This is a genomic window from Pseudoalteromonas sp. MB41, from assembly GCF_020966275.1.
Taxonomy (GTDB): domain Bacteria; phylum Pseudomonadota; class Gammaproteobacteria; order Enterobacterales; family Alteromonadaceae; genus Pseudoalteromonas; species Pseudoalteromonas lipolytica.
On the sequence record NZ_JAJJZF010000050.1, the window covers coordinates 1 to 5756 of the forward strand.

The 5756-nt window shown below is 42.2% G+C and carries 2 protein-coding genes; both read left to right on the forward strand.

Going from position 1 to position 5756, the window contains the following annotated elements; translation table 11 throughout:
* On the forward strand, positions 1-660 hold a 660-nt coding region (locus tag LPA49_RS21975; protein WP_141687268.1), incomplete at its 5' end, for a GlyGly-CTERM sorting domain-containing protein.
* A gap of 435 nt (positions 661-1095) precedes the next feature.
* On the forward strand, positions 1096-5756 hold a 4661-nt coding region (locus LPA49_RS22385), incomplete at its 3' end, for a S8 family serine peptidase (RefSeq protein WP_326847816.1).

The following is a 5756-nucleotide window of genomic DNA, read 5'->3' on the forward strand; positions in this document are numbered from 1 at the left end:
GTACCAAGCAACATCACGGTTGTAGCGCTTGACGATATGGTAACCACAGAAGAAACAGCAATTAGCTTTGATGTTCACTATATTGATGAAACAAACTCGAAAAATGAAATTTCAGTTATTTCAGACAATGTAAGTTTTGAAGTTGATGGCGATACAGTCACCGTAACACCCAATGAGAATTTCTACGGTGAAACAGAAGTGACGGTGGTTGTTTCTGACATTGAGAACCCATCAGATGCTGCAAGCACGACGTTTATGTTGACGGTTGAAGGTTTAAATGACGCACCCGTCGTTTCAGTTGAAGCAAGTGCTCAACAAATGACGGAAGGCGGCGTACTAACCCTTGATGCATCGGCATCACATGATTTAGATAATGATGAGTTAACTTTCTCATGGGAAGGTCCTGGTGTAATAGCAAGCCCGACATCAGCAGTTACAGAAGTGTCTGGTTTAAGCGTTGGAGAGCATCAATTTACAGTAACAGTAAGCGATGGTGTTGACGCGATGGAGTTAGGTGTTTCAGTAACTGTTACTGCACAAGAAGTGACGGTACAACCTGAAGTAGAAGCGAAGTCGAGCTCAAGCGGCTCACTTGCGTGGCTAACACTTCTAATGGCAGGTTTTGCAGGCTTAAGACGCCGTAAAGCAAAGCGCAGCTAATCACTCCCTAAGTGTGTTATGTGACAAAGGGCCTTCGGGCCCTTTTTTCGTTTTTAGGATTCCTCATACCAATTCGCAATAATGCTTACTCATTTTGAGGGGAGGAAGCCGAGTGTTAAAAACGTCTTATGAGTGGCTGCAACGATACAGGAATTATCACCGCTACATTGTTTACAAAAAGTAAATAATAAAAACGGTTTTGCTGCTGCCTATGAGTGAACTTACCCTAAAATAGGGTGCTTCTATTTATTAATTGCAAATAAAAATACGATTACAGGAGTTTTAAGTATCTTAAATGTTAATTGTGTGTACAAAAGGCTACACGAATGTAGGTAGTTTTTTAATTCTCTGTGGTTATATTATAAGCGCGAGCGGTGGAATGGATATCCACCCAGCTTGAATAATTATACTAATTAACTATCCAGGGGATACTTTATGCAAGTGAAAACTCTCTCGATTGCTGTTGCCGCAGCTATCTATAGTGCCAGCGCTGCTCATGCAGTCGGTGTTGATAGTCAGCTTAAAACACAAAATCAATTAAAAGCACCTAATATTACATTTGAAGAAATCAAAGCATTTAGCAAAGAGTACAATCAAGGCGACTCAACTAGCATGATGCAGAATGATGGTCTAAATGTGCAATTGAGTGGACAAAATAAAAAGTTTACTGAAGAAGGCCTAGACGGTGAGCATATTTATATTGTTCGCTTAAGAGATAACTCTGTTGCACTTGAAGCGCGTGAGTTCGATTCGCCTTTAGCGAAAATAATGCAAACTCAAGGTGTGACAAAGGTTTTCGAAAAAGGTCAGCCGTCGATTTCTGCCGTGACCGAGTACCAAAATAAGCTACTTACAAAACAACGCACTGTTATGCAAAGCGTAACGGCTGTAACAGGCCGTACAGAAATGCGTCGTCAGTTCACTAAAGCATTGAATGGTTTCTCTGTAAAAATGACTGAACGTGAAGCAATGAGTGTTGCTGAACTAGGAGCGGTCGCTTCTGTTATGCGTTCAAAAAATTACGATCTTTTATCTGATGAAGGCCCTCGTCATATTGGTGCAGACCAAGTGTGGGATGGCACAAGTGTTCCCAGCGGTATTAAAGGCAAAGGTGAAGGCCAGATTGTCGGCATTATCGATACGGGTATTAACTCTGATCACCCATCATTTGCTGCAGTAGGTGATGATGGTTATGAGCACATTAATCCATTTGGTAGCGGTAATTATGTGGGTGACTGTGTTGAAGAACCTGAAGAAATCCAATGTAATAGTAAGTTAATCGGTGTGCGTTCTTATGATGTGATCACTGATGCATTTGATGCCATGATCCCAGGTTGGCCTGCAATTGGTGAGGATTATCAAGGTCACGGTTCACACGTTGCATCAACTGCAGCGGGTAACGTCGCAGCAGCGGCTGGTAATAGCGGACAAGGGTGTGGCAGCGCAGAGTGTTTTGGTTATTTAGATAACTCATCGCCTTGGCTGGCGCAAGTTGCAGCGACTACACACGGCCGTAGTGTTGCTGTTGAAACCGCCGTTGAGTTCGCTGGTTTTGCAGATGCCTCACTTGGATCTGAGGTTCCTAGCTGGTCAGAAACGGGTCTAGTAGGGGGCGCAATCAACAGTGAAGAAATCACCGGGGTTGTTGTTTGGGCTAAAGACTATGAAGATGTTAATGGTTTCAAAGATTACAACGGTTATTGTACAGCTGATTACCCTGAAAATACCTTTAACTTCTATAAGGATGGCACGGAGATAGCGGGTGCGGCTGATGGAACGACTAACGTTATTGTTATTTGTCAGCGTCACTTAGCAGCTGATCCTGCTGCGAATGCACGTACAGCAAAAGTTGATCACGTGAAAGCCGGTGGAGCGGATGGTTTCATCATGTACAACCGTGATGGTGCTCAAGGTACTGTTGCAGAAAGCTATTCTTTACCTGGCGTACACTTTACGTATGATCAATGGAATGGTGTTGATGGTAATGATGGCCTAGAAGACTGGGTCGATAGTTATTCAGAAATGGGCCATATGATCACTATTAAACCAACGGTGATTGAGCGTCGAGTTAACGCTGAAGATGCTGATTGGTTAGCAACGTTCTCATCGCGTGGTCCTTCATTCTCAAATATAGAAGTGCTCGCACCAACACTTGCTGCTCCGGGTGTTGATATCTATGCTGCTTATTCTGATGAGCATCCGTTTGTAACACCACATGGCCAAGATTATGCGGCAATTAGTGGTACTTCAATGGCATCTCCACATGTTGCGGGTTCAATGGCGTTACTTCGTCAAATTCACCCAGATTGGACTGCAGCTGAAGTTCAGTCAGCATTATCAATGACGGCTGAAAATGTGGTTAAATATCACCGCTTAAATAATAAAAATGATGTAGTTGCAGATGCGAAGACTTATCGTTCAGGTGCGGGTCGCATAAATGTTGCGCTAGCAGCAAAAGCGGGCTTTGTCATGGATGAGTCAGCAGATAACTTCTTAGCTGCAGATCCATTCAATGGCGGTACACCGCATAAACTTAACTTGCCTAATTTAGTTAACTTCTCATGTGCACCAGAGTGTCAATGGGTGCGAACGATTAAAGCGACAGAAGACGGTACTTGGACCGTTAGTCATGAGGATGTTGAAAACTGGAGTTATGATGTTAATTCACAATCCGCTCAAAATGGTGTGAATATTGATATCTTCCCGAAAACTTTCTCATTGAAAAAAGGTGAGACACAAACCATTATCGTTAAAGCGTCGATTATGGATACGCAAGATTGGTTTAGTAACTCTGAAGTTGAGCTACACACGAACCTAGTATTCCAAGCTGAGGAAGCGGGTATTCCAGATGCGCATTGGCCTGTAGCGTTTAAATATGATCGCGGTAACTTACCTTCAATGCTATCTACAACTGCGCATTCTGACGAAGGAACGTATGTTGCTAAAGGCATTATGTTACCAAACATCGAAGCACCTGTAGCACGTGTCTATGAACCAGTGAAAGCAGAAATTACTTCTGTAACACTGCCAAAAGATGACGATACTACTTTCCCTTGGACAATGAATCGTAAAGATGATGTAGCTGCTGAAGATATCTTAGATGAAGCAACATTCACTAAGTTTGTAACCGTCCCCGCTAATTCTAAACGTTTTATTGCAGAAACTGTCAGTGTTGAATCGGAACTTGATGGTTCACTGAAAAAAGGTAATCCAATCGTTTATGTAGGTAAAGACTACAATGGCGATGGTATTGTTCAGCCTCAAGATGAGATTTTATGCGTATCTAACCATCGAATCTACAACAACTTCTGTAATATTAATAACCCTGAAGAAGGTGAATATTGGGTTGTTTTATATAGCAGTAATAAAACCTCTGTAGGTCCAGTTGAAGAAACCTTTGAACTGGCAACGGCTGTTGTATCAGAGCAAGTTGCAACAGGGATGACAGCACGCCTTCCTGCGAGTGATGGTTTAAACAAAGTTGACATGACTGTTGATTGGAACATGGAATTTGATGCTAATAGTGTTTACTACTCATTATTGGATGTGGGCACATCAGCAGTTAATCCTGGTAACTTAGGTTCTATTCCATTCAAGATTAATCGTGGTAAAGATGTTGCGCACCTAGATGCGCCGAATACAGGTGCTAAAGTCGGTGACTTCGTTCCTTATACTTTTGAAGTATTGGCAAATAACTCAGGTGTTGACCGTGAATTTACTCTTGAACTAGCGATTCCAGAAGGTCTGGATGTTAAAGCTGAAAATGTTGCAATATCAACAACATCAGAAATCAATATTGAAGTTGTTGATGGCAAGGTTATTGTAACAGGAATGCAGGCTGATACGCGCGATGTTGAGCCAGACTACATTGTTACCGATAACATTACTGATGAGATGTGTCGAACACCTGACTTTGGTAATGCAAACCCAGGTGGTTATGTAGATTTATCACAGTTTGGGATTATGCCGCTGCTATCAGGTTTTGATGATCAAAACCTATATAACTATCGTGATGGCTATACTTTACCTATCGCAAGTTTTTACAATGGTGCGTACGATAACTTCAGTTTGTATAATAACACTGGAAATACAAACATTCAGAACCAGGTTATCCAAATTCGCGGCATGGGTACGGTGAATACAAGCGGTAGTCGCTTCTTCTACCCAGTTCACAATCCGTTCCCATATAATTCATTCCCATTTGAAAACATGGGTCCATTATGGCGTGGTTGGGAATTCTCTGAACAAGGCTTACTACGCTCTGTAATGTCTGTTGGCTTATCGTCAAACGAGGGTATTTCACTAGCAAGTACTGCAACGGGATGGGGTATTGTTGAGTGGGATAATGCATCTGATTATGACGATCCTGTTTATGACCGTTCAACAGGTACATACAGTTATACAAAACGTGATAACTCATTCGACTTCCAAGTGCTATTCAATGCAAATACGCGTTTTGGTAAAGGTGAGCACGAAATTTACTATGCATACGATAATCTTGACTTTGGTACGACCCGTCCGCACGGCAGTATTGGTCTTCAAGGTTTCCGTGGCGAAGTATATGAATACGGTCCACTTGATAAATATCGCGGCGTTCAAGTTGCTTATAACAATCTAGATGAAGTTATTAGTGACGACTATGTTGTGTGTATGGATTACGTTGGCCCAGAATCATCACAGTTCGAAGTAACGGCATGGGCAGAAGTATTGCCATCAGCGGCAGGTCAAATGCTAAATATTGATGCGAAAGCAGCTATCTCTGGCCTAAATGACATGACAACGACTGCGACACTCAGTGTACCAAGCAACATCACGGTTGTAGCGCTTGACGATATGGTAACCACAGAAGAAACAGCAATTAGCTTTGATGTTCACTATATTGATGAAACAAACTCGAAAAATGAAATTTCAGTTATTTCAGACAATGTAAGTTTTGAAGTTGATGGCGATACAGTCACCGTAACACCCAATGAGAATTTCTACGGTGAAACAGAAGTGACGGTGGTTGTTTCTGACATTGAGAACCCATCAGATGCTGCAAGCACGACGTTTATGTTGACGGTTGAAGGTTTAAATGACGCACCCGTCGTTTCAGT